The organism is Salmonella sp. SSDFZ69, from assembly GCF_004010755.1.
Taxonomy (GTDB): domain Bacteria; phylum Pseudomonadota; class Gammaproteobacteria; order Enterobacterales; family Enterobacteriaceae; genus Salmonella; species Salmonella enterica.
The window spans coordinates 4,391,734-4,415,618 of sequence record NZ_CP034831.1 but is presented as its reverse complement, the minus strand read 5'-3'; the positions used below and the strand labels follow the sequence as shown (position 1 = coordinate 4,415,618).

General features: G+C 53.4%; 17 protein-coding genes. 6 read left to right on the top strand and 11 right to left on the bottom strand.

Annotated features, from left to right (window positions below):
• Nucleotides 1–64: 64 nt before the first annotated feature.
• Nucleotides 65–382: a met regulon transcriptional regulator MetJ gene (gene metJ, locus EOS98_RS21815; protein WP_000852811.1), complete on the bottom strand. Its 318-nt coding sequence runs from the start codon at nt 380–382 to the stop codon at nt 65–67.
• Between the two features lie 264 nt (nt 383–646).
• Here metJ and metB point away from each other — a divergent pair, with 264 nt between their 5' ends.
• Nucleotides 647–1,807: a cystathionine gamma-synthase gene (gene metB, locus EOS98_RS21810; RefSeq protein ID WP_000197216.1), complete on the top strand. Its 1,161-nt coding sequence runs from the start codon at nt 647–649 to the stop codon at nt 1,805–1,807.
• A gap of 2 nt (nt 1,808–1,809) precedes the next feature.
• Complete coding sequence (locus EOS98_RS21805) at nt 1,810–4,242, top strand: bifunctional aspartate kinase/homoserine dehydrogenase II (protein WP_000110805.1); 2,433 nt, start codon at nt 1,810–1,812, stop codon at nt 4,240–4,242.
• A gap of 125 nt (nt 4,243–4,367) precedes the next feature.
• Here the strand turns inward: EOS98_RS21805 and mscS are convergent, their stop codons facing one another.
• From mscS to EOS98_RS21790, 3 genes are all read right to left on the bottom strand, one after another.
• The gene (gene mscS / locus EOS98_RS21800) at nt 4,368–5,225 is read right to left on the bottom strand and encodes a small-conductance mechanosensitive channel MscS (RefSeq protein ID WP_000398249.1); all 858 of its coding nucleotides are present in this window, start codon (nt 5,223–5,225) and stop codon (nt 4,368–4,370) included.
• Between the two features lie 2 nt (nt 5,226–5,227).
• Nucleotides 5,228–6,226: a hypothetical protein gene (locus tag EOS98_RS21795; RefSeq protein WP_000406812.1), complete on the bottom strand. Its 999-nt coding sequence runs from the start codon at nt 6,224–6,226 to the stop codon at nt 5,228–5,230.
• A 234-nt stretch (nt 6,227–6,460) separates the two neighbouring features.
• Nucleotides 6,461–7,585: a cytoplasmic protein gene (locus EOS98_RS21790; protein ID WP_080213047.1), complete on the bottom strand. Its 1,125-nt coding sequence runs from the start codon at nt 7,583–7,585 to the stop codon at nt 6,461–6,463.
• A 135-nt stretch (nt 7,586–7,720) separates the two neighbouring features.
• Here EOS98_RS21790 and EOS98_RS21785 point away from each other — a divergent pair, with 135 nt between their 5' ends.
• The 3 genes from EOS98_RS21785 to katG all read left to right on the top strand — a co-directional run bounded on the left by EOS98_RS21785 (nt 7,721) and on the right by katG (nt 12,707).
• Nucleotides 7,721–9,277: a bifunctional metallophosphatase/5'-nucleotidase gene (locus tag EOS98_RS21785; RefSeq protein ID WP_094897845.1), complete on the top strand. Its 1,557-nt coding sequence runs from the start codon at nt 7,721–7,723 to the stop codon at nt 9,275–9,277.
• Nucleotides 9,278–9,471: 194 nt separating this feature from the next.
• Nucleotides 9,472–10,362, top strand: a complete 891-nt coding sequence (gene metF, locus EOS98_RS21780) for a methylenetetrahydrofolate reductase (protein ID WP_042948963.1) — start codon at nt 9,472–9,474, stop codon at nt 10,360–10,362.
• 164 nt (nt 10,363–10,526) lie between these two features.
• Nucleotides 10,527–12,707 (top strand): catalase/peroxidase HPI, encoded by a 2,181-nt coding sequence (katG, locus tag EOS98_RS21775; protein ID WP_000108105.1) that lies wholly within the window; start codon nt 10,527–10,529, stop codon nt 12,705–12,707.
• A 57-nt stretch (nt 12,708–12,764) separates the two neighbouring features.
• Here the strand turns inward: katG and EOS98_RS21770 are convergent, their stop codons facing one another.
• The 7 genes from EOS98_RS21770 to argE all read right to left on the bottom strand — a co-directional run bounded on the left by EOS98_RS21770 (nt 12,765) and on the right by argE (nt 22,791).
• Nucleotides 12,765–13,388 (bottom strand): DUF1287 domain-containing protein, encoded by a 624-nt coding sequence (locus tag EOS98_RS21770; protein WP_000666689.1) that lies wholly within the window; start codon nt 13,386–13,388, stop codon nt 12,765–12,767.
• A gap of 258 nt (nt 13,389–13,646) precedes the next feature.
• On the bottom strand, nt 13,647–14,750 hold the full coding sequence (gene gldA / locus EOS98_RS21765; RefSeq protein WP_000374031.1) for a bifunctional L-1,2-propanediol dehydrogenase/glycerol dehydrogenase: 1,104 nt from the start codon (nt 14,748–14,750) through the stop codon (nt 13,647–13,649).
• Nucleotides 14,751–14,761: 11 nt separating this feature from the next.
• A complete protein-coding gene (gene fsa / locus EOS98_RS21760; RefSeq protein ID WP_000424866.1) occupies nt 14,762–15,424 on the bottom strand; it encodes a fructose-6-phosphate aldolase in 663 nt (220 codons plus the stop codon).
• A gap of 254 nt (nt 15,425–15,678) precedes the next feature.
• Entirely contained in the window at nt 15,679–16,515 is an 837-nt protein-coding gene (locus tag EOS98_RS21755) for a helix-turn-helix transcriptional regulator (protein ID WP_000274595.1), read from the bottom strand.
• Nucleotides 16,516–16,675: 160 nt separating this feature from the next.
• The gene (locus EOS98_RS21750; RefSeq protein ID WP_001192092.1) at nt 16,676–18,409 is read right to left on the bottom strand and encodes a phosphoethanolamine transferase CptA; all 1,734 of its coding nucleotides are present in this window, start codon (nt 18,407–18,409) and stop codon (nt 16,676–16,678) included.
• 210 nt (nt 18,410–18,619) lie between these two features.
• Complete coding sequence (gene ppc / locus EOS98_RS21745; RefSeq protein WP_001005548.1) at nt 18,620–21,271, bottom strand: phosphoenolpyruvate carboxylase; 2,652 nt, start codon at nt 21,269–21,271, stop codon at nt 18,620–18,622.
• A 368-nt stretch (nt 21,272–21,639) separates the two neighbouring features.
• On the bottom strand, nt 21,640–22,791 hold the full coding sequence (gene argE, locus EOS98_RS21735; protein WP_000800208.1) for an acetylornithine deacetylase: 1,152 nt from the start codon (nt 22,789–22,791) through the stop codon (nt 21,640–21,642).
• 88 nt (nt 22,792–22,879) lie between these two features.
• Between argE and argC the strand changes: the two genes are divergently transcribed.
• The gene (gene argC / locus EOS98_RS21730) at nt 22,880–23,884 is read left to right on the top strand and encodes an N-acetyl-gamma-glutamyl-phosphate reductase (RefSeq protein WP_000935332.1); all 1,005 of its coding nucleotides are present in this window, start codon (nt 22,880–22,882) and stop codon (nt 23,882–23,884) included.
• The last annotated feature ends 1 nt before the right edge of the window (nt 23,885 follow it).

The window sequence follows — 23,885 nt, the reverse complement described above, 5'->3', positions numbered from 1 at the left end:
GCCGTGTACAGGGGGAATCGTTAAAAAAGCGCGGCCAGAGGCGTTCTGACCGCATGCTTTGCTATCAGTATTCCCACGTTTCCGGGTCAATCCCCATCTCACGCATGATCTCTTTTGCCGCTTCCGGGATTTCATCGCTGCGCTCTTTTCGCAGATCGGCATCATCCGGCAAGGGTTGCCCGGTAAAGGCGTGCAGAAATGCTTCACACAACAGCTCGCTGTTGGTGGCGTGGCGCAGGTTGTTCACCTGACGACGCGTACGTTCATCGGTGAGGATTTTTAACACCTTCAGAGGAATGGAAACCGTAATTTTTTTGACTTGCTCACTCTTCTTACCGTGCTCAGCGTATGGGCTGATATATTCGCCGCTCCATTCAGCCATGAGATACTTAATCCTCTTCGTCATTAATATTGAGGTCTGAACCTGAGCCCGGACCATAATCGCGCGTAGTTTACCGTAGTGGCGCGGCCCTGACACGAAGTTAGCGGTCGCAGATGTGCGCTAATGCATATAATTTTAACGGCTATTTGCGGTTTGCTCAATCTATACGCAAAGAAGTTTAGATGTCCAGATGTATTGACGTCTATCGTGGTAGTGGTTAATCTGTGGCCTGACTTTCACCGACTCAGCCAGGAATATCTTCATATGACGCGTAAACAGGCCACTATCGCAGTGCGTAGCGGATTAAACGACGACGAGCAATACGGCTGCGTTGTGCCGCCAATCCATCTCTCCAGTACCTATAACTTTACCGGTTTCAATGAGCCGCGCGCGCATGATTATTCCCGCCGCGGTAATCCCACGCGTGATGTGGTTCAGCGCGCATTAGCGGAACTGGAAGGCGGCGCGGGCGCGGTATTGACGAATACCGGCATGTCGGCGATTCATCTGGTCACCACCGTTTTCCTCAAGCCGGGCGATCTGCTGGTCGCGCCGCATGATTGCTATGGCGGCAGTTATCGTCTGTTTGACAGTCTGGCGACACGCGGCTGTTATCGTGTGCGGTTTGTCGATCAGGGCGATGAACGCGCCTTACAGGCGGCGCTGGAAGAAAAACCGAAGCTGGTACTGGTAGAAAGTCCAAGTAATCCATTGTTACGCGTGGTGGATATTGCGAAAATCTGTCGGCTGGCGCGCGAGGCGGGCGCAGTGAGCGTCGTTGATAACACGTTTTTAAGCCCGGCGCTGCAAAATCCGCTGGCGTTGGGTGCCGATCTGGTGTTGCATTCATGCACGAAATATCTCAACGGTCATTCGGATGTCGTGGCCGGCGTGGTGATTGCGAAAGATCCGGAAGTGGTCACTGAACTGGCGTGGTGGGCGAATAATATTGGCGTGACCGGCGGGGCGTTTGATAGCTATCTGCTGCTGCGCGGTTTGCGAACTCTGGTGCCGCGTATGGAGCTGGCGCAGCGCAACGCGCAGGCGATTGTGAAATATCTGCAAACCCAGCCGTTGGTGAAAAAACTGTATCACCCGTCGCTGCCGGAAAATCAGGGGCATGAAATTGCCGCGCGCCAGCAAAAAGGCTTTGGCGCAATGTTGAGTTTTGAACTGGATGGGGATGAGGAGACGCTGCGTCGTTTTCTGGGCGGGCTGTCGCTGTTTACGCTGGCGGAATCTTTAGGGGGAGTGGAAAGTTTGATCTCTCACGCCGCCACCATGACGCATGCCGGTATGTCGCCGCAGGCGCGTGCCGCCGCCGGGATCTCCGAAACGCTACTGCGTATCTCCACCGGTATTGAAGATGGCGAAGATTTAATTGCCGACCTGGAAAATGGCTTCCGGGCTGCAAACAAGGGGTAAACATGAGTGTGATTGCGCAGGCAGGGGCGAAAGGTCGTCAACTGCATAAATTTGGCGGCAGTAGTCTGGCGGATGTGAAGTGTTACCTGCGTGTCGCAGGCATTATGGCGGAGTATTCGCAGCCTGACGATATGATGGTAGTGTCCGCCGCAGGCAGTACCACCAACCAGTTGATTAGCTGGCTCAAGTTAAGCCAGACCGATCGCCTTTCTGCGCATCAGGTATTACAGACGTTACGCCGCTACCAGTGCGATCTGATTAGCGGGCTGCTTCCCGCCGACGCGGCAGATGACTTAACCAGCGCTTTTATCAGCGATCTGGAACGTCTTGCCGCCTTGCTCGACGGCGGCGTAACGGATGCCGTCTATGCCGAGATTGTCGGACACGGCGAAATTTGGTCGGCGAGATTGATGTCCGCCGTCCTGAATCAGCAGGGGCTGGATGCCGCCTGGCTGGACGCGCGCGCATTTTTACGCGCCGAACGCGCCGCACAGCCGCAGGTTGATGAAGGGCTATCTTATCCTTTATTGCAACAGCTACTGGCGCAGCATCCTGGCAAACGTCTGGTCGTGACCGGGTTTATCAGCCGCAATCACGACGGCGAAACGGTCCTGTTAGGCCGGAACGGTTCCGACTATTCCGCCACGCAAATCGGCGCGCTGGCGGGCGTTTCCCGCGTGACCATCTGGAGCGATGTCGCGGGCGTTTATAGTGCCGACCCGCGCAAAGTGAAAGATGCCTGCCTGCTGCCGTTGCTGCGTCTGGACGAAGCCAGCGAGCTGGCGCGTCTGGCGGCGCCTGTTCTGCACGCCCGCACGCTACAGCCAGTGTCCGGCAGCGATATCGATTTGCAGTTGCGCTGTAGCTACACGCCGGATCAAGGGTCAACCCGAATTGAACGAGTGCTGGCTTCCGGGACGGGCGCGCGTATCGTGACCAGTCACGATGATATCTGTCTGATTGAGTTTCAGGTGCCTGCCAGCCAGGATTTCAGGCTGGCGCATAAAGAGCTCGACCACATTTTAAAACGGGCGCAGGCGCGTCCGCTGGCGGTGGGCGTGCATCGCGATCGCCAGCTATTGCAGTTCTGCTATACCGCCGAGGTAGCGGATAGCGTACTGAAACTCCTCGACGATGTCGGGTTGCCGGGCGAATTGCGCCTGCGACAGGGGCTGGCGCTGGTGGCGATGGTCGGTGCGGGCGTCACTCGCAATCCACTACACTGCCATCGCTTCTGGCAGCAGCTTAAAGGTCAGCCAGTGGAATTTACCTGGCAGTCGGAGGAGGGCATCAGTCTGGTGGCGGTGCTGCGTACCGGCCCGACTGAGAGCCTGATTCAGGGGCTGCACCAGTCGGTTTTCCGTGCCGAAAAACGCATTGGCCTGATGCTGTTCGGTAAGGGGAACATCGGTTCCCGTTGGCTGGAACTGTTTGCCCGTGAACAAAGCACGCTTTCCGCGCGTACTGGTTTTGAATTTGTGCTGGCGGGCGTGGTGGATAGCCGCCGTAGCCTGCTGAATTATGAAGGGCTGGACGCCAGCCGCGCGCTGGCATTCTTTGATGATGAAGCCGTTGAACAGGATGAAGAATCGCTATTCCTGTGGATGCGGGCGCATCCGTATGATGATTTAGTGGTGCTGGATGTGACAGCAAGCGAGCAACTGGCCGATCAGTACCTTGATTTCGCCAGCCACGGTTTTCATGTGATTAGCGCCAATAAACTGGCGGGCGCAAGCGCCAGCGATAAGTATCGCCAGATTCATGACGCGTTTGAAAAAACCGGGCGTTACTGGCTGTATAACGCCACCGTGGGCGCGGGGTTGCCGATCAACCACACGGTGCGGGATCTGATTGACAGCGGCGATACGATTCTCTCGATCAGCGGGATCTTCTCCGGGACGCTATCCTGGCTGTTCCTGCAATTTGACGGCACGGTGCCGTTTACCGATCTGGTGGATCAGGCCTGGCAGCAGGGGCTGACGGAACCCGATCCGCGCGTCGATCTTTCCGGAAAAGATGTCATGCGTAAGCTGGTGATTCTGGCGCGCGAGGCGGGATACGACATCGAGCCGGATCAGGTGCGTGTAGAATCGTTGGTGCCGGCGCATTGTGAAGAAGGGTCTATCGATCACTTTTTCGAAAACGGCGACGCGCTGAATGAACAGATGGTGCAGCGTCTGGAGGCAGCCCGCGAACTGGGGCTGGTGTTGCGTTACGTGGCGCGTTTCGACGCCAATGGCAAAGCGCGCGTCGGCGTTGAAGCGGTGCGTCCGGAACATCCGCTGGCGGCGCTGCTGCCGTGCGATAATGTCTTTGCTATTGAAAGCCGCTGGTATCGCGATAACCCGCTGGTGATCCGTGGGCCGGGCGCGGGTCGCGATGTGACCGCCGGGGCGATTCAGTCGGATATCAACCGCCTGGCGCAGTTGCTGTAATAAAGGCAATTTCGTGAGCGAAGCGCCGGGTTGCGCTTCGCTCCCTCATCAATACGTTTCAATACGTTATGCAGTCATTCTGTAGATACTGATATACGAAGCGCCATCCGATTGCTGACGAAACATTATGGCGTGATGCTTTTTACATTCTCAACCCGGACATCCATCCGGGGGTAAGGAATATTGATGCCGTTTTCATCCATCGCTTCCTTGATATTTTCCAGAAGATCGTAGTAAGTACTCCAGTACTGAGCGTTGGGCACCCATACGCGAACATAGAAATTCAGGCTAGAGGGCGCAAGTTCGCCCAGGCGGACCGTAATATCGCGGGTTTTATCAATGCGATGATCTTGCTCAATAATACGATGTATCACGTTTTTTACGTCAGCAATACGGCTTTGGTAATCCACGCCAATAATCAGATCAATACGTCGATAGGGGTGTCGTGAATAGTTGATAATATTATCAGCAATAATTTTACCATTCGGGATGACAACTTCTTTGCTATCCGCAGTGAGCAGAGTGGTGGAGAAAATATGGACCTTTTCTACTGTGCCGATAACCAGGCCAATTTGTACAATTTCCCCGGCGCGGAAAGGACGCAGGGAGACAAGCAGTACGCCTGCGGCAAAGTTGGAAAGTGACCCTTGCAGCGCCAGGCCAATGGCTAAACCCGCCGCGCCGATAACGGCAATAATTGAGGAGGTTTCTATACCGACACGGCCAAGAGCGGCTACTGCCGTGAAAGCTATCGTGATGTAGCGAACCAGCGCGGAGAAAAAGTGGACAATAGTGGCATCCACTTGCCGCCTGAGAAGTAATTTTTCCAGCCCCCTCGATAGTAAGCGAGCTATTAACTTACCGATGAAAAGTAGAATGATGGCGGCAACAACATTCCAGCCAAAATGAATTACCGAGTCACTGTGCTCGGCCATCCATTTGATCGCGCCTTTAATTTTTGGAAATAACTCAAAACCTTCCATGTTTATCCTCTGTCAGCAGTATCCGCGGTATTAGCAGTAATAAAACGGTTCATTTTTGCCTGGATAATCGCCGCGCCGACGGGTGGCAGCAGTAACGCCCAGAATAGTGTCCAGCCGGTTCGTATTCCGCCATCTTCGTTTTTATTCGCCAGCAGAGCGCGGATTTCGTCGCTAAGCGTCAGACACAATATGGCTGTGCCAAACGGCATAATGGCTGACAGCCATCCCGCGCCACATGCGGTCATGAGTCGGGGCGAAGGCGCCACAAATTGCATTTCCCGGTGAATTCTGAAGAACCAATAAATAATATAAAATGGAATGAAAAAGGCCAATAATGCGACGACAAGGGGTTCTGCGCACTCAGGTCGCTGGGTTGATGAGAACCTTTTGGGCGGTGCAATATAGAAAAGTTCTTTTTTGAGCGGTAATAGTAGCAAAAGCGCGATAACCGCTAAAGTAATTACGATTATTCCTATATAAGGAATTGAGTATATAAATATAGACAGATAGCCAGCGATGATAAATTTGAACAGTAAGCAGAGGCTAAATAAAATAACAAATGTCTGAGCACTGCCGATAGCGCTGAAAAGCAGCATGGGGACTAACAGCGTTATGATCCCCACACCCAGATTAATTAAAAACTGCGCTATGATAAGCCTGACTACGTCAGACGGGCCATTTATGCAGAAGGAACAGACCACGCCAATGATTAACAGGAGCGCAACAAAGTAGAAGGGGTAACAATTTTTTATACGGCAGACAAACCAGCTGGCAACCATACCCAGGAGGTATCCCAGTTGGCCGCCAACGAGAATGGCGCCAATACGATCGGCTGGAATAGACAGAGATTTACTCCAAAAATAAACACCATACGACGATCCCAGCGAACCGATAAAAGAGAGCACCAAAAAGAAAAAAGTGATCCCCCAGAATCGATAGCTACTCAGGAGATCGGCACAGGTCCATTTTTTATCTGACATTGACGGTAAAGTAATTTCCATATTTATCCCTTGTTTTCCATAGAAAATAAGAATGTATAGAACTATTTAAATTGATAATAAATATTGATTATGTGAATAACGTTTATAGCCGATTTTAACTTAAAACGAAGGGCCATTTTATCAAATGGTTCTATTCTTTTTCAGCGTATAAAAGCAGGATGTGAGGTGATTAAATCTGTAGCGCCTTCTGAATGATAATCTGTGATTTTTTATGCGTGGCATTACATCATTGGGTTAAATGTGATTCCATTGTGAGTTATATTTTTCCGTCAGCAAATACAGAATTTGCGTGACGCGTTTGGCGGAATAGTGGGCGCTTTGCTGGAATTCAGGTTGTTGCCATAGCCAGGTAACAAAGCGGCGACTGGCCGCCAGATTAACGGCGACACCTTGTTCTAAGTGGGAACCGGTTAACGAACAGACCATTTTGCGGTTGTGACCTTGCCCCCAGAGTTGCCACTGATTTTGCCACCATCCCTGCCATGTTTTGCCTAACAGTTGCCACTCTGCGCGGCAATCGTCATCGTTTATCTCTTCCTCAACGAACCACAGCGAGGAGAGACGCTGGCGAAACCGCTCCGCCCATGCGGTAATGACCGCGCCGCGCAAAAAACACTCATGGGCAATGATGTGTGTCGTGACATCAGGAAAGCGGTTTTTCAGCACCCGAAAATGACCATGCGCCGTAATGACCGGGCGAAGTATTGTCCCTTGCGCGTTCCGTTTAAGCGCCGCCGAGCCATACTGAATCTCATCGAACTGGCTGCGCTGTAAAAATTGCCGTTCTTTAATGGCGATACGGTGAATAATATCGCCATCCTCACCCTCGGGCGGCGCAATTCCTTTCCAGTGGTAATGCAAACTCTTTCCGGCAGAAAGTAACGTGAAATTGCTGGAAAGGTGAAGAACATTGCCGCGAACAGCGTCAAAACTGAATAAAAAGTACAATTGTTGGAAGGCATTCGCTCCCTGAAACGGTACGAGCAGCGGAATACTGCAAATCTGTTCCGGCGTTTCGGCGACATTCAGCGCGTGCTTTTTTGGCGTCCAGACTTTCTTACAGTACTGGCACTGAAGTCGCTGCGTTCCGCCGGGATTACGTCCATAGCGAATCCATGTTTTTTGATAGCAGTCGGGACAAAAGTGACCATGCTCTTTGGCATATTGCGCGATATAAGCAGACGCCCAGCGGCGAAATTCCACCTCGTTGAAGAGCGGCGGATAACTGCCGCAGGCTCGACAATGCAATGCCGGATAACCCAGGCGATAGTCCGGCCACACATAATCCGGCGAGTCAGGCAGCCCAAGATTGCGACAACCAGCGCTTTTGCAGGCATTAATGGTGAACAGAGGCGGCATACATTTTACCAACGATTTTGGCAGGTCGTTGATTCTGCCTTCATAAAACGGTACGCGGGTGTGAGGACTCTCACATAAAAAAACCTTTCAGAACGTAACGTAGCGAATCTTTATATGACTGAAAGGGACTTATTTATGAAAGTAAAACTGCTTGCTGCCGGTATTTTGTTCACGCTGCCGTTCTGGGCCTGCGCCAAAGATGTCACCATTATTTACACCAACGATCTACACGCCCATGTGGAGCCTTATAAAGTGCCGTGGATTGCTGACGGTAAACGCGATATTGGCGGTTGGGCCAATATCACCACGCTGGTGAAGCAGGAAAAAGCCAAAAATAAGGCGACGTGGTTTTTTGATGCCGGAGATTACTTTACCGGACCGTATATCAGCAGCCTGACGAAGGGTAAAGCGATTATCGATATTTTGAATACCATGCAGTATGACGCTGCCACTATCGGTAATCATGAGTTCGATCACGGCTGGGACAACACATTGTTGCAACTTAGCCAGGCGAAGTTCCCGATTGTGCAGGGCAATATCTTTTATCAAAACAGCAGCAAAGCCTTCTGGGATAAGCCGTACACCATTATTGAAAAAGATGGCGTCAAGATTGGCGTAATCGGCTTACACGGTGTCTTTGCTTTTAATGATACGGTTTCTGCCGCGACGCGCGTGGGCATTGAGGCACGCGATGAAATTAAGTGGCTGCAACGTTACATTGATGAACTTAAAGGTAAAGTCGATCTGACCGTCGCGCTGATTCACGAGGGCACCCCGGCCCGCCAGTCCAGCATGGGGAATACCGATGTGCGACGCGCGCTGGATAAAGATATTCAGACCGCAAGTCAGGTAAAAGGGCTGGATATTTTGATTACCGGCCACGCGCATGTCGGTACGCCGGAACCGATTAAAGTCGGTAATACGCTGATCCTCTCAACGGACAGCGGCGGTATTGATGTGGGTAAACTGGTGCTGGATTACAAAGAGAAACCACACCACTTTACGGTGAAGAACTTCGAGCTGAAGACCATTTTTGCTGATGAGTGGAAGCCCGATCCGCAAACGAAACAGGTGATCGACGGCTGGAACAAAAAGCTCGATAAAGTCGTGCAGCAGACGGTGGCCCAGTCGCCGGTCGAGTTAACGCGCGCGTATGGCGAATCGTCGTCGCTGGGGAACCTGGCGGCGGATGCGCTGCTTTTGACGGCGGGGAAAGACACCCAGTTAGCGCTTACCAACTCTGGCGGTATCCGCAACGAAATCCCGGCTGGCGCGGTGACGATGGGGGCGGTAATCAGTACCTTCCCGTTCCCTAATGAACTGGTCACGATGGATTTAACCGGTAAACAATTGCGCAGCCTGATGGAGCATGGCGCTGGCTTAAGCAACGGCGTATTGCAGGTGTCTAAAGGGCTGGAGATGAAGTATGACAGCAGCAAACCTGTCGGCCAGCGGGTTACCGTGCTGACGCTCAATGGCAAACCGATTGACGATGCTACGGTTTATCATATTGCCACCAACAGCTTCCTTGCCGACGGCGGCGATGGTTTTGCGGCATTCACGGAAGGCCAGGCGCGGAACACCTCCGGCGGCTACTATGTGTCGAATGCGATAGTCGATTACTTTAAGGCGGGCAACACCATCACGGATGAGCAGCTCAAAGGGATGCGCGTTGCGGATGTGAAGAAGTAATTTCCCCTGCCGCGGCGCGTTCAGTGCCGCGGCGTGACATGAAGAAAATTCATCTTTGCTGAATATTCCTCATTCTTTGGCGTGATTTTTCAGTTGACGTCCTTCTGCTTTTCCGTCATTTTTACATCTGGACGTCTAAACGGATAGATGTTTACAACACAACAAATAATAACATGCGATTGATGAGGTAAGGTATGAGCTTTTTTCACGCCAACCAGCGGGAAGCCCTGAATCAGAGCCTGGCGGAAGTACAGGGTCAGATTAACGTTTCGTTTGAATTTTTCCCGCCGCGCACCAGTGAAATGGAGCAAACCCTGTGGAACTCCATCGATCGCCTGAGCAGTCTGAAACCGAAGTTTGTTTCGGTAACGTATGGCGCCAACTCCGGGGAACGCGACCGCACTCATAGCGTTATTAAAGGCATTAAAGAGCGTACTGGGCTTGAGGCCGCGCCGCACCTTACCTGTATTGACGCCACGCGCGATGAACTGCGCACCATCGCCCGCGACTACTGGAATAACGGTATCCGCCACATTGTCGCTTTGCGCGGTGATTTGTCGCCGGGCAGCGGTAAGCCGGAGATGTACGCCGCCGATCTGGTTGGTTTGCTCAAAGAGGTGGCCGATTTCGATATTTCAGTAGCGGCCTATCCGGAGGTACATCCGGAAGCGAAAAGCGCGCAGGCCGATCTGCTTAATCTGAAGCGTAAAGTGGATGCTGGCGCTAACCGCGCGATAACCCAATTTTTCTTCGATGTGGAAAGCTACCTGCGTTTTCGCGACCGCTGTGTTTCTGCCGGTATCGACGTAGAAATTATTCCCGGCATTTTACCGGTGTCTAACTTTAAACAGGCGAAAAAATTTGCCGATATGACCAATGTCCGCATTCCGTCCTGGATGTCACTGATGTTTGAGGGGCTGGATGATGACGCAGAAACCCGCAAGCTGGTGGGCGCTAACATTGCGATGGACATGGTGAAAATTTTAAGTCGCGAAGGAGTAAAGGATTTCCACTTCTACACGTTGAATCGTGCGGAAATGAGTTATGCCATTTGCCACACACTGGGCGTAAGACCGGGTTTATAACCTCCAGCTCCCTGCCGGGAGCTTTATTACACCTCATATTGATCTACATCTCTGTAACTAAAAATATAAAAGGTATTAGCTATCGAATCTGTGGATTAATTCAACTATATCTATTTGCTCCTGGTGTATATCGTAACGGTAACACTTTAAAAGGGAGCTGAGATATGAGCACGACCGACGATACCCATAACACGTTATCCACTGGAAAATGTCCTTTCCATCAGGGGGGGCATGACCGAAGCGCAGGCGCAGGGACTGCCAGCCGCGACTGGTGGCCGAACCAGCTTCGCGTGGATCTTTTGAATCAACATTCCAACCGTTCTAACCCGCTGGGTGAAGACTTTGACTACCGCAAAGAGTTTAGCAAGTTAGACTACTCCGCCCTGAAAGGGGATCTCAAGGCGCTGCTGACCGATTCACAACCGTGGTGGCCCGCCGACTGGGGCAGCTATGTCGGTTTGTTTATTCGTATGGCCTGGCATGGCGCTGGCACCTACCGTTCTATTGATGGTCGTGGCGGCGCGGGTCGTGGTCAACAGCGTTTTGCGCCGCTTAACTCCTGGCCGGATAACGTCAGCCTCGATAAGGCGCGTCGTTTGTTGTGGCCGATTAAGCAGAAATATGGCCAGAAAATTTCCTGGGCTGACCTGTTTATTCTGGCGGGTAACGTGGCGCTGGAAAACTCCGGCTTCCGTACCTTCGGTTTCGGCGCCGGGCGTGAAGATGTCTGGGAGCCGGATCTGGATGTGAACTGGGGCGATGAAAAAGCCTGGTTGACTCACCGACACCCTGAAGCGCTGGCAAAAGCGCCGCTGGGCGCGACCGAGATGGGCCTTATCTACGTTAACCCGGAAGGGCCGGATCACAGCGGCGAACCACTTTCTGCCGCCGCCGCTATTCGCGCTACCTTTGGCAATATGGGGATGAACGACGAAGAAACCGTGGCGTTGATCGCTGGCGGGCATACCCTCGGTAAAACCCACGGCGCGGCAGCGGCATCCCATGTAGGGGCCGATCCGGAAGCCGCGCCGATTGAAGCGCAGGGCTTAGGTTGGGCCAGCAGCTATGGTAGCGGCGTTGGCGCGGATGCTATCACCTCCGGGCTGGAAGTGGTCTGGACGCAGACGCCGACCCAGTGGAGCAACTATTTCTTCGAGAACCTGTTCAAATATGAGTGGGTACAAACCCGTAGTCCGGCTGGCGCTATCCAGTTTGAAGCGGTAGACGCGCCGGACATCATCCCGGACCCGTTCGATCCGTCGAAAAAACGTAAGCCAACCATGCTGGTCACCGACCTGACGCTGCGTTTTGATCCGGAGTTCGAGAAGATTTCCCGTCGTTTCCTTAACGATCCGCAGGCCTTTAATGAAGCCTTTGCTCGTGCCTGGTTCAAACTGACGCACAGAGATATGGGACCAAAAGCGCGTTACATCGGACCGGAAGTGCCGAAAGAAGATCTGATCTGGCAGGACCCGTTGCCGCAACCGCTCTACCAGCCAACGCAGGAAGACATTATCAACCTGAAAGCGGCGATCGCTGCATCCGGGCTTTCTATTAGCGAGATGGTTTCGGTTGCCTGGGCATCCGCGTCTACTTTCCGCGGCGGCGATAAGCGTGGCGGCGCTAACGGCGCGCGTCTGGCATTAGCGCCTCAGCGCGACTGGGATGTCAACGCCGTTGCGGCTCGCGTTCTGCCGGTATTAGAAGAGATCCAGAAAACGACGAATAAAGCCTCGCTGGCCGATATTATTGTGCTGGCGGGCGTGGTCGGTATCGAGCAGGCGGCCGCTGCTGCGGGTGTCAGCATCAGCGTACCTTTTGCGCCGGGCCGGGTGGATGCGCGTCAGGATCAGACCGACATCGAGATGTTCTCGCTGCTTGAACCGATTGCCGATGGATTCCGTAACTATCGTGCGCGTCTGGATGTGTCGACGACCGAATCGCTGTTGATTGATAAAGCGCAGCAGTTAACGTTGACCGCGCCGGAAATGACGGTACTGGTTGGCGGGATGCGTGTGCTGGGAACCAACTTTGACGGCAGCCAGAACGGTGTCTTTACCGACAGACCGGGCGTGCTCAGCACAGACTTCTTCGCTAATCTGCTGGATATGCGTTACGAGTGGAAACCGACCGACGAATCTAATGAGCTGTTCGAAGGCCGGGATCGTCTGACTGGCGAGGTGAAATACACGGCGACCCGCGCCGATCTGGTGTTTGGTTCCAACTCCGTACTGCGCGCGCTGGCGGAAGTTTACGCGTGTAGCGATGCGCACGAGAAGTTTGTGAAGGACTTCGTCGCGGCATGGGTGAAAGTGATGAACCTGGACCGTTTCGATCTGCAATAATCTGATAGGTTAATTCGTCAGCGGCTGCTATTCGGTAGTCGCTGACGTTTTCCGCGTTTAATGCGAAAAATAACGAAAATGCCCCGTGACTTTCCAGTTAAATAATACATCTTCCTCCTGTGCTCCCGCGCCTATGTTATGCACAACCAGCGGCACCCCTTCAGGCGTGACGTTCAGGGATACCACGCCAATATGCGCAAGGCCGTTATCCAGTCGCCAGGAGACAATATCTCCCGGTTGATAATCGCTATATTTATCTGTCACCGGCAACGCTTTGTTTTGACGCTGGAACCAGGTTTCCAGATTCGGAACGCGGCGATGGTCGATATTGCTGTCCGGGCGTTTCAGCTTCCAGTTATTCGGGTAGGCAGAGAAATGCGCCTGCATGTCTTCATGTACCCGTTTCTGTAAATCAACCTGCTGACTGCGCAGCGCGCGGATGACGACATCTGCACATACGCCACGCTCCAGCGGAAGATCGCCATTCGGATAATCCAGACGAACATAGGCAGCATCATAAAATAGCGTCTTACCTATTTGCGTCCCGGCACTTTGGGCGATTGCAGCATTAGTTTGCGCCTGAACGGTTATTGGTCTGGTATCAGAGCGTGGCGAATGATGAGAGATATGGCTAATAAAAAAAGCAGCAAGAATACCGATAAGCGCCTGTGCGAATTTCATCTTCTTCGTCCGTGAAGTGTGTCAGTACGTCATTTGACTTTCCGCGGAGAGAATGGTGCGTGATAAAAAAGTCTATTTCAGGACAAAATGGACTGATTCCAGGCTATGGAATACCTGATGATAGCGCTTCGCTTACCCGGCCTGGATGATTGGATAACAAGGCCAGATAAGGCGCCTGTGTCGATATTCGGCAACTGAATTCTGTTGTGTCAGCAAGCTGAAATACTCCTGACTATCGTCAGGAGTATTGCTCAGACCTTATTCCCATTCCTGCAAAAAGCGTTGACCGTACTGGTCGGCGACCAGCAGCGCGGCGTACACTTCATCCGGCGTTGCGCCGCCAGGCATGTTATGAATAGTTTCACCTTCTGCGCAGGAGGCTTCCGCGACGGTGCGCATTTTGGCCGGGATATCCTGTTTAATATCCAGTTGCGCCAGCGTAATCGGCAGGCCAACGGAATGGCACAGCGCCGCAACGGTTTCGATTTCTTCGACCGGCGCGTTTTCCAGCACCAGTTGCGTCAGCGTACCGAAAGCGACTTTCTCACCGTGATAATAGTGGTGCGCATCCGGAATCGCCGTTAAACCGTTATGAATCGCGTGCGCTGCGGCCAGACCGCCGCTTTCAAAACCGACCCCGCTCAGGTAGGTGTTGGCTTCGATGACGCGTTCCAGCGCTGGCGTGACGACGTGCTGTTCGGCGGCCAACATGGCTTTTTCGCCTTCTTCGATCAGCGTGTTATAGCATAGCTCCGCCAGCGCCAGCGCGGCCTGTGTACACTTGCCGCCCGCCATTGTGGTGGCGCCGCTGCGTGAGCAGGCGCGCGCTTCAAACCAGGTCGCCAGCGCATCGCCGATACCGGCTGCCAGCAGACGCGCCGGCGCGCCCGCCACTATCTGCGTATCGACAATAACCATATTCGGGTTATGCGGCAGCAGCAGATAACGGTCAAACTCACCGGCATCGGTATAAATAACCGAGAGCGCGCTGCACGGTGCGTCGGTAGAGGCGATGGTCGGCGCGATAGCGACCGGGACGTTCATAAAGTGCGCCAGCGCTTTGGCGGTATCCAGCGTTTTACCGCCGCCGATACCCAGTACGGCGCCACACTGACTTTTTTCGGCGACGGCGCGCAGCCTGTCGATCTCATTTTGCGAACATTCGCCGCCAAACGGGGCGATTTCTACTGACAAACCGGCATCCGTCAGGCTTTTGCGCAGCGTCTCTTCGGCAAATCCCAGCACGAATTTATCGCCCACAACCAGCCAGTTGTTCGCCATTGGTTTTAAATAATCGCCAAGACGCGCGATGACGTTTGCACCCTGAATATACTTACCTGGTGACTGAATAATGCGATCCATACATTTCTCTCCTACAGGTTCAGATTACCAAAAGCGTTTTTCCAGTCTTGCTCAAACTTCTCTATTGCTGACTCTACCGCAGGCGTATTGAGCATTTGTTGCGCTACATCTAAAGGAAGGGTAATCGCCTGGCAACCTGCCAGTAAGCAATCCAGCGCCTGCCGCGGTGTTTTAAAGCTGGCCGCCAGCACCATGCTGTCGGGAGCGTGATGTTCCAGTAGCGTTTGCAGCTCCTGAACCATACGAATGCCATCGCCGCCCTGCGCATCAACGCGATTGACGTAGGGAGCGACATATTTTGCGCCCGCCAGCGCCGCCAGCAGGCCCTGCGACGCGCTGTAGACGGCGGTGCCCAGCGTCACGATGCCTTCTTTTTTCAGCAATTTAATCGCTGCAAGACCTTCGGCGGTCACCGGAATTTTCACCACAATGCCGGGGATGGCGTTATTCAGTCGTTTGGCTTCTTCCACCATCCCTTTCGCGTCGCGGCTCATGGTCTGCGCAAATAAAGTGCCTTCTTCGCCGATGGCGTTTTGCAGCCTGGGCAGCACATCCCAGATAGATTCTTTGCTGGCTGCCACAATGCTTGGATTGGTGGTGACGCCGGCAATCGGGAAAATGCGCGCCAGACGTTCAACTTCCGCCACGTTAGCGGTATCCAGATAGAGTTCCATAGTCTTTCTCTTCGTGAGTTTTCGTTATGGACAGGATAAAGGAGCGTGCCCCGGATGCGCTATGTGACAAATCTGCCAAAAACTAGACAAATGTGATGCCCTTGGTAAAGTGTGATTTACTTCACAAGTTGGTGATGATTAACGTATAACGTGCTGTTGTATGCCATGTGGGGGAGTGAGGTTTTTGTATTGATATTACAATAATCCAGTAAATGCGCGTTTTATCTACTGTATTCTCTTTATTGGCGTGTGGATTATTTCTCCGTTAGCTGGCTGTGATACTGGCGGCGATACTCCGACGGCGAGCGTTCCGTATTTTTGCGAAACAGGCGGCAGAAATAGTTACTGTCGACAAAACCGCAGCGGTGCGCCACCTCTTTCACTTTCAGGTCATAGCCCTTCAGCAACGTTTTGGCGTGTTCCAGTCGCGTATGGTTCAGGTATTCGTTAAAGCCGATGGCCCCCGTTTTCTGGAACAGGTGCGAGAGGTAATTTGGCGAGATATAAAACGCTTGTGCTACCGATTCGCGCGTCAACGGCGCGGCGTAGCGTTCATCAATATACTCCCGAATGGCTTCAAAAAGCGCGCGGCTGCGGGAGGCGGTCTGGATTTGGCTGCCGAGCAGATCGCGGCAATGGCTTAGTAGGCTGGCGACAATCAATCTGGCCGTTTGCTGCTCTTGCGGCTGCATCTGCATCTCATTAAGCGTTTGTAACAGGAAAGAGCCGATACGCGGGCCACGGCGCGCAACGTGCTGTTTCGTGAGGTTTTGATGCTGCTGACCGTCCCAGTGGACCACGCTGAAACCTAACTGCTGTTTGCCAAACAGAATGCTCAGGGTGGTGACGGGCGTTTGCCATTGCGGGATGTTCCAGCCGCCAGCCGGAACGTAGAGAACATCGCAAGGAATGAGCGGGGCGGTAATGCTCATATCAGTAAGCTCGCCCTCCAGCACAATCTCCAGCCGCGGAAAATCCACCTGGTACGCCAGTTCCGGCGCTGGGCCGCTGGCGCTGGCAAAATAAATCTGGCGCAGCGGCAGCGGGCCGTTGATGAGACGGGAGAGAAGGTGGCTGACGTCGTGATACATGATAATCCCCTGCCGATCGCAAACAGAGGAAACAGTAACGTCGAAAACCGATGTCCTCAAGCGATTATTGCCGGATGGCGGCGCTTTGCGCCTTATCCGGACTACGGGAGAGAAGAACGCCAGGCCCGATAAGCGTTAGCGTTATCGGGCAACATACAGGCTATTGATTACCGACCTGATCGCCATACGGCAACGTATCATAATCAATCAGCGCGTTTTTCTTATACGGGTTGCCAATCCAGCGCGTGGTCTCTTTGAACTGTGGGTTGGTGATGGAACGCGTCGGGTCGTAGCCATCATAGGTCAGGCCCGCTAAGTCAGACCAGGTATGGATAAGCTCGGAACTGCTGTACTTACGATCGACATCCTGTGAGAAGTCGCGCGGATGCGCCGCCTGCCATTTCTCTGAGGTCCACAGCAGGAACGGCACCGTATACATATGACGGGTTGGCGAATCTTCGTTTCGTCCCTGCGTCTTATGCGGCGGCGTGTCATACACTTCTTCACCGTGATCGGAGAAGTAGAGCAGGAAACCGTTCGGATCGGTCGCTTTATAGTCCTTAATCAGGCTGGCGACAACATAGTCGTTATACAGGTTCGCGTTGTCGTAATCGTTATACGATTCCAGTTCGTCGCTGCTTAATCCCGGCGGAACATGGTCGGTTTTACCATCAAACTTGCCCTGGTTTTCTGGATAGCGGAACTTGTATTTAATGTGCGTTCCCAGCAGATGCACAATAATGAATTTTTTCGGCGCCGGGTCTGCTAACACCGCTTTAAACGGCGCCAGCACGTTGCTGTCATATTCGCGTGCGCTTTGAGTGCGCTGCTGGTTCATATAGAACTGCTTATCAGTCTGCTTAGAGAACACGGTCAGCATGGTATTACGCGCCGTCATCGTCTGCTGGTTAGTGATCCAGAAGGTTTTATACCCGGCCTGTTTCATCATATTCATCAGCGATGGCTTCGTCAGATACCAGTCCGGGTTCTTTTCGTCCGCGAACGTTAGCGCCTGTTGCAGAATCTCAATGGTGTATGGTCGCGAAGTTACCACGTTATTAAACACGGTCAGCCCGGGGTCGGTTTTATGCAGCGCGTCCAGTTCCGGCGTGGTTTCGCGCGGATAACCGTACAGGCTCATACGGCCACGCTGGGTCGATTCGCCAATCACCAGTACCAGCGTGCGCGGCGCATCGCCGGAGTGGTCCTGGAAGTTAGCCAGCGGCGGCAGGGCATCGTTTTCATTCAGCAGTTTATTCAGCGAGGCGAGCTGTAAACGGTACTGATAGTAGCCAGTAATAAATTGCCACGGCGCAGCAGGTTCCATTCGTGACGCCAGGCTATCCAGCGTTTTCTCCATCGACTTATGCTTGATAAAGGTATTCATCGCGATGGGATGGAGGATCAGCCCGTACAGCAGGGCAAACGACACCAGATAGCGCCAGGGGGATGGAATATAAACCGGGCGCAGACGTGTCCACAGCAGAATCGCCGCTACCGTATAAGCCAGGGCGACAAGAACAATTTTCAGACTGAAATATTGGCTTAAATATTCGCTGGCTTCATTGGCGTTGGTTTCAAACATCACAAACAGCACGCTTTGCGAGAACTCCTGCCCGTAGATTACGTAATAGCTCAGCGCCGCCAGCGAGGCGGCCCAAAGTACGACGCCAATAACGGCAGCAATAACCCGGATGCGGCCTGGAAACAGAAAGACCGGGATCAGCCACAGTGAGCTGTACAGTAGCGAATCCCGCAGACCGTTTGTCCCACTGTATCCGGTGAGATAAATAATGGCCTGCAGGAGGGTGGAAAAGAACCAAAAGTAGAGCAGTGCCCAGCCCAGGGCTTTCCAGCTAAACGCGGGTTTAGTCTGGAGTAATGTGGATTGCATAATGAGAGCCTGTCTTTAATCGTAGCGCCAAACGTAACGCCTGAACCTTAAAAGAATCTGAAGCAAACCTGCTTTATGCCGCACGTTTTGCTAAGAAAGATTTACAAATGCATAAAATGCAGACAGGAATATATTGAAAAAATGACGAGGATGACAGCAGTATTTCATGCCGCCCCCACATAACTGCGTGAGGGCGGCTTTCTTTTGGCGTTAGCCGGTGTTGCGCATACCGGCGGCGACGCCCGCAATCGTGACCATCAACGCCTGTTCGACGCGAGGATCGGGCGATTTGCCCTGCTCTTCAGTCAGACGGGAACGATACAGCAACTCGGCCTGCAACACGTTTAATGGATCGGTATAAACGTTTCTTAACTGAATGGACTCCGCAATCCACGGTAAGTCGGCCATCAGGTGCGAATCGTTGGCAATCGCCAGCACCACTTTAATGTCTTCTTCCAGCAGGTCTCGTAGCTCTTTGCCCAGCGGCCATAGCGTTTTCGCCACCAGACGCTGATCGTAATAGTCGGCCAGCCACAGGTCGGCTTTCGAGAATACCATTTCCAGCATCCCAAGACGCGTGGAGAAGAACGGCCAGTCGCGGCACATGGCTTCCAGTTCGCTTTGTTTACCGTCTTCCACCACTTTTTGCAGCGCAGTACCCGCGCCCAGCCAGGCTGGCAGCATCAGGCGGTTTTGCGTCCAGGCGAAGATCCACGGAATCGCGCGCAGCGATTCGACGCCGCCAGTTGGACGACGTTTCGCCGGACGTGAGCCGAGCGGCAATTTGCCCAGCTCTTGTTCCGGCGTCGCGGAGCGGAAGTACGGTACAAAGTCTTTATTTTCGCGCACGTAGCCGCGGTAGGTTTCACAGGAGATGACGGAAAGCTCATCCATAATATGACGCCAGCTGTCTTTCGGTTCCGGCGGCGGCAGCAGGTTTGCTTCCAGAATTGCGCTGGTGTAGAGCGACAGGCTGCTGACGGTGACTTCCGGCAGGCCGTATTTGAAGCGGATCATCTCGCCCTGCTCGGTCACGCGCAGACCGCCTTTCAGACTGCCTGGCGGTTGCGAAAGCAGCGCCGCGTGGGCTGGCGCGCCGCCACGGCCAATAGAGCCGCCGCGGCCGTGGAAGAGGGTGAGCTCGATGCCAGCTTTTTCACAAGTTTTGATCAGGGCGTCCTGCGCCTGATACTGCGCCCATGACGCGGCCATAACGCCGGCGTCTTTCGCCGAGTCGGAGTAGCCGATCATGACCATCTGCTTACCCTGAATCAGCCCGCGATACCAGTCGATATTCAACAACTGGGTCATCACGTCGTCGGCGTTGTTCAGGTCGTCGAGGGTTTCAAACAGCGGCGCGACCGGCATGGCAAAGCCGATACCAGCCTCTTTCAGCAGCAGATGCACAGCCAGCACATCAGACGGCGTTTTCGCCATTGAAATTACGTAGGCGGCGATCGACCCTTTTGGCGCTTCGGCAATAACCTTGCAGGTTTCAAGCACTTCGCGGGTATCGTTGCTCGGCTCCCAGTTACGCGGCAGCAGCGGACGTTTGGAGTTCAGCTCGCGGATCAGGAAGGCCTGCTTGTCGGCTTCCGACCAGCTTTCGTAGTCGCCAATACCAAGGTAGCGGGTAATTTCGCCCAGCGCTTCGGTATGGCGGGTGCTCTCCTGACGGATATCAATGCGCACCAGCGGTACGCCGAAACACTTCACGCGGCGGAGCGTGTCGAGTAACTCGCCGTTGGCGATAATGCCCATGCCGCAGGCCTGTAACGACTGGTAGCAGGCGTACAGAGGTTCCCAGAGCTGCTCGTTTTGCGTCAGCAGGCCAGCCGGTTTGGGCAGCTTCTCGCCTTTCAGACGCGCTTCCAGCCAGGACTGGGTCGCCATCAGACGGGCGCGCAATTTTTTCATGAGGTAGCGATACGGCTCAGACGCGCCTTCTTCGCCCACTAACGCCAGCAGCTCCGGCGTGGCGTCGACCATCGACAGTTCTGATACCAGAACATGAATGTCTTTCAGGAACAGATCGGTGGCTTTCCAGCGGCTTAACAAGAGCACGTGGCGGGTGATATCCGCCGTCACGTTCGGGTTGCCGTCACGGTCGCCGCCCATCCAGGAGGTAAAACGTACCGGCACAAAATCCACCGGCAATTTGTAGCCGAGATTTTCTTCCAGCTGTTCGTTCAGTTCACGCAGATAGTTAGGTACGCCCTGCCACAGGCTGTTCTCAACCACGGCGAAGCCCCATTTGGCTTCATCCACCGGGCTTGGACGCTGCTTGCGGATCTCATCCGTATGCCAGGATTGGGCAATCAACTGGCGCAGGCGACGCATCACCTGGTGGCGTTCGTAGTCGGCGATATCGGTATTATCAAGCTGTTTCAGACAGTTGTTGATTTCACCCATCTTGTGAATAAGCGTACGGCGGGTAATTTCTGTCGGGTGGGCGGTTAGCACCAACTCCAGAGACAGCGACTCTACCGCTTTTTTGATGGTTGCGTCGTTGAGGTCCGGTTGGTTTTTTAGTTTACGCAGAGTGCGGGCAATCACTTCCGGGTTGCTGGCGGCTTCGCCTTTTGGCGAAATGCTGTGGTATTGCTCGGCAGTATTGGCCAGGTTCAGGAACTGACTAAACGCGCGCGCAACTGGCAGCAGCTCGTCATTAGACAAATTTTGTAGCGTGGTGAGCAGCTCCTGGCGATTAGCTTCATTGCCGGCGCGTGAAGATTTGGATAGCTTACGGATTGTTTCTACGCGATCAAGAATGTGTTCTCCCAGCGCATCCTTGATGGTTTCTCCCAGCACCTTGCCGAGCATACTGACATTACTACGCAACGCGGAATATTGTTCGTTCATATGACCCCAGACACCCCATCTTTAATGTAATTGCCCTGTCTCTTTCATGCCACAGCGGCAGTGGCTGCGCTCGCCCGTATGCCAGTTCTGCGAAATGGGCTCGTTTGCCGCCTTGCTGTGACGTGAAATTTTTCGGACTTTGCTTTTTAGCCGTCTTTTATAAAGCCACGTAAAACCCGTGGCGTCAATTACTGCGAAATCGGTTCAGCAAACGAAAAAATGGCGGTAATTTATTAAAGTTAATTCGCATCGTGCCAAATAAGAAATGCTTATGAACATGTGGCGTAGAGACGCCGGATGGCGCTGCGCTTATCCGGCCTACAAGACGGGGTAGGCCCGGTAAACATCACGTCACCGGGCAATATGCATTAATGCCAGCAAAAATGGTGTACTACCTGGGTAATCAATTCCCGGGTTGGCTTAATAAAACGCGTTTCGAGATATTCATCCGGCTGATGCGCCTGATTAATTGAGCCCGGACCAAGCACCAGCGTTGGGCATAATGTCTGCATAAACGGCGCTTCAGTACAGTAGTTCACCACGTCGGTTTTTGTTCCCAACAGTTTTTCTACTACTTCAACCAGTTGGTGGTCCGGTGGACACTCGTAACCTGGAATCGGCGGATGTAATTCCGCCACCGTCAGGCGGCCCGGCCAGCGTTCGCTTACCGGGGCCAGCGCGTCGTTAAGCAGTCCATTAAGGTCGTTTAACGTCATGCCCGGCAGTGGACGAATATCCATATGCAATTCGCAGCAGGCGCAGATACGGTTTGAGGCATCGCCGCCGTGAATATGGCCCAGATTCAGCGTTGGATACGGAACGGTAAACGCCTCGTAGTGATACCGCGCTTTCAGCGAGTCACGCAGTTGCATGATATGGCCAATCGCATCGTGCATCAGTTCAATGGCGTTAACCCCACGCGCCGGGTCGCTGGAATGACCGGACTGCCCCAGGACGCGAACGACATTAGAGATATGCCCTTTGTGCGCGCGTATCGGTTGCAACGACGTCGGTTCGCCAATGATCGCGCAGTCCGGACGTAATGCCGTGGTTTCGGAAAAATAACGCGCCCCCGCCATGCTGGTCTCTTCATCGGCGGTCGCCAGAATGTAGAGCGGCTTTTTCAACTTTGTGACGTCAACGTCACGTAGCGCGTCCAGAATAAAAGCGAAGAAGCCTTTCATATCCGCAGTGCCCAGACCATAGAGCTTATTGTCGTGCTCGGTCAGCGTGAACGGGTCGCGCGTCCAGCGTCCGTCATCAAAGGGAACCGTGTCGGTATGGCCGGTCAGCAGCAAACCGCCCGCGCCATGTCCGGTGCTGGCGAGCATATTAAATTTGTTTCGCGTTCCTGGAACCGGTTGAACCTCTACGTTGAAACCAAGATCGCTGAACCAGCCTGCAAGCAAAGTGATTAAAGACGCATTACTTTGATCCAGGGATTCTTCGGTTGCGCTTATCGACGGTGTGGCAATCAGAGCGCGGTAAATCTCGATAAATGGCGGTAAAACGTTTTTCATTGTTGACACACCTCAGGTCATGATAGTATCAATATTCATGCATTGATTATGAATAAAAATACATTAACGTTGAGCATAAAGGAACCCGATGTTGAATACGCTGATTGTAGGCGCTAGCGGTTATGCGGGCGCAGAGCTTGTAAGCTACGTAAATCGCCACCCACATATGACCATAACCGCTTTGACCGTCTCAGCGCAAAGCAATGATGCAGGAAAGTTAATTTCTGATTTACATCCGCAGTTAAAAGGGATTGTCGACCTGCCATTGCAACCGATGTCGGATGTACGTGACTTTAGCGCAGATGTTGATGTGGTGTTCCTGGCGACAGCGCATGAAGTGAGCCACGATCTGGCGCCGCAGTTTTTACAGGCCGGATGCGTCGTATTCGATCTTTCCGGCGCGTTTCGGGTAAACGATCGCGCCTTCTATGAAAAGTACTACGGATTTACTCATCAGTATCCTGAGCTGCTGGAGCAGGCGGTGTACGGTCTGGCGGAGTGGAATGCCGATAAACTGAACACGGCGAATCTGATTGCGGTTCCTGGTTGCTATCCAACCGCAGCGCAGTTGTCGCTAAAACCGCTGATTGACGGCGGGCTTCTGGATCTGACGCAGTGGCCGGTAATTAATGCCACCAGCGGAGTGAGCGGCGCGGGGCGCAAAGCGGCAATATCGAACAGTTTCTGTGAAGTGAGTTTGCAACCGTATGGCGTGTTTACGCATCGTCATCAGCCGGAAATCGCCGCCCATCTGGGCGCGGAGGTCATCTTCACCCCGCATCTGGGGAATTTTCCGCGCGGGATTCTGGAAACCATTACCTGCCGCCTGAAAGCGGGAGTAACCCATGCGCAGGTCGCCGACGTGTTGCAAAAAGCCTATGGCGACAAACCGCTGGTGCGCCTGTATGACAAAGGCGTTCCGGCGTTAAAGAACGTCGTCGGGCTGCCGTTCTGCGATATTGGTTTTGCCGTCCAGGGCGAACATCTGATTGTGGTGGCAACCGAAGACAACTTGTTGAAAGGCGCAGCGGCTCAGGCGGTGCAGTGCGCTAATATTCGTTTTGGCTTCGCTGAAACGCAGTCTCTTATTTAAG

Bases quoted from the DNA above. Each gene is read 5' to 3' on its own strand.
- metJ (WP_000852811.1), bottom strand. From the start codon at position 382: ATGGCTGAATGGAGCGGCGAATATATCAGCCCATACGCTGAGCACGGT.
- metB (WP_000197216.1), top strand. From the start codon at position 647: ATGACGCGTAAACAGGCCACTATCGCAGTGCGTAGCGGATTAAACGAC.
- EOS98_RS21805 (WP_000110805.1), top strand. From the start codon at position 1,810: ATGAGTGTGATTGCGCAGGCAGGGGCGAAAGGTCGTCAACTGCATAAA.
- mscS (WP_000398249.1), bottom strand. From the start codon at position 5,225: ATGGAAGGTTTTGAGTTATTTCCAAAAATTAAAGGCGCGATCAAATGG.
- EOS98_RS21795 (WP_000406812.1), bottom strand. From the start codon at position 6,226: ATGGAAATTACTTTACCGTCAATGTCAGATAAAAAATGGACCTGTGCC.
- EOS98_RS21790 (WP_080213047.1), bottom strand. From the start codon at position 7,585: ATGCCGCCTCTGTTCACCATTAATGCCTGCAAAAGCGCTGGTTGTCGC.
- EOS98_RS21785 (WP_094897845.1), top strand. From the start codon at position 7,721: ATGAAAGTAAAACTGCTTGCTGCCGGTATTTTGTTCACGCTGCCGTTC.
- metF (WP_042948963.1), top strand. From the start codon at position 9,472: ATGAGCTTTTTTCACGCCAACCAGCGGGAAGCCCTGAATCAGAGCCTG.
- katG (WP_000108105.1), top strand. From the start codon at position 10,527: ATGAGCACGACCGACGATACCCATAACACGTTATCCACTGGAAAATGT.
- EOS98_RS21770 (WP_000666689.1), bottom strand. From the start codon at position 13,388: ATGAAATTCGCACAGGCGCTTATCGGTATTCTTGCTGCTTTTTTTATT.
- gldA (WP_000374031.1), bottom strand. From the start codon at position 14,750: ATGGATCGCATTATTCAGTCACCAGGTAAGTATATTCAGGGTGCAAAC.
- fsa (WP_000424866.1), bottom strand. From the start codon at position 15,424: ATGGAACTCTATCTGGATACCGCTAACGTGGCGGAAGTTGAACGTCTG.
- EOS98_RS21755 (WP_000274595.1), bottom strand. From the start codon at position 16,515: ATGTATCACGACGTCAGCCACCTTCTCTCCCGTCTCATCAACGGCCCG.
- EOS98_RS21750 (WP_001192092.1), bottom strand. From the start codon at position 18,409: ATGCAATCCACATTACTCCAGACTAAACCCGCGTTTAGCTGGAAAGCC.
- ppc (WP_001005548.1), bottom strand. From the start codon at position 21,271: ATGAACGAACAATATTCCGCGTTGCGTAGTAATGTCAGTATGCTCGGC.
- argE (WP_000800208.1), bottom strand. From the start codon at position 22,791: ATGAAAAACGTTTTACCGCCATTTATCGAGATTTACCGCGCTCTGATT.
- argC (WP_000935332.1), top strand. From the start codon at position 22,880: ATGTTGAATACGCTGATTGTAGGCGCTAGCGGTTATGCGGGCGCAGAG.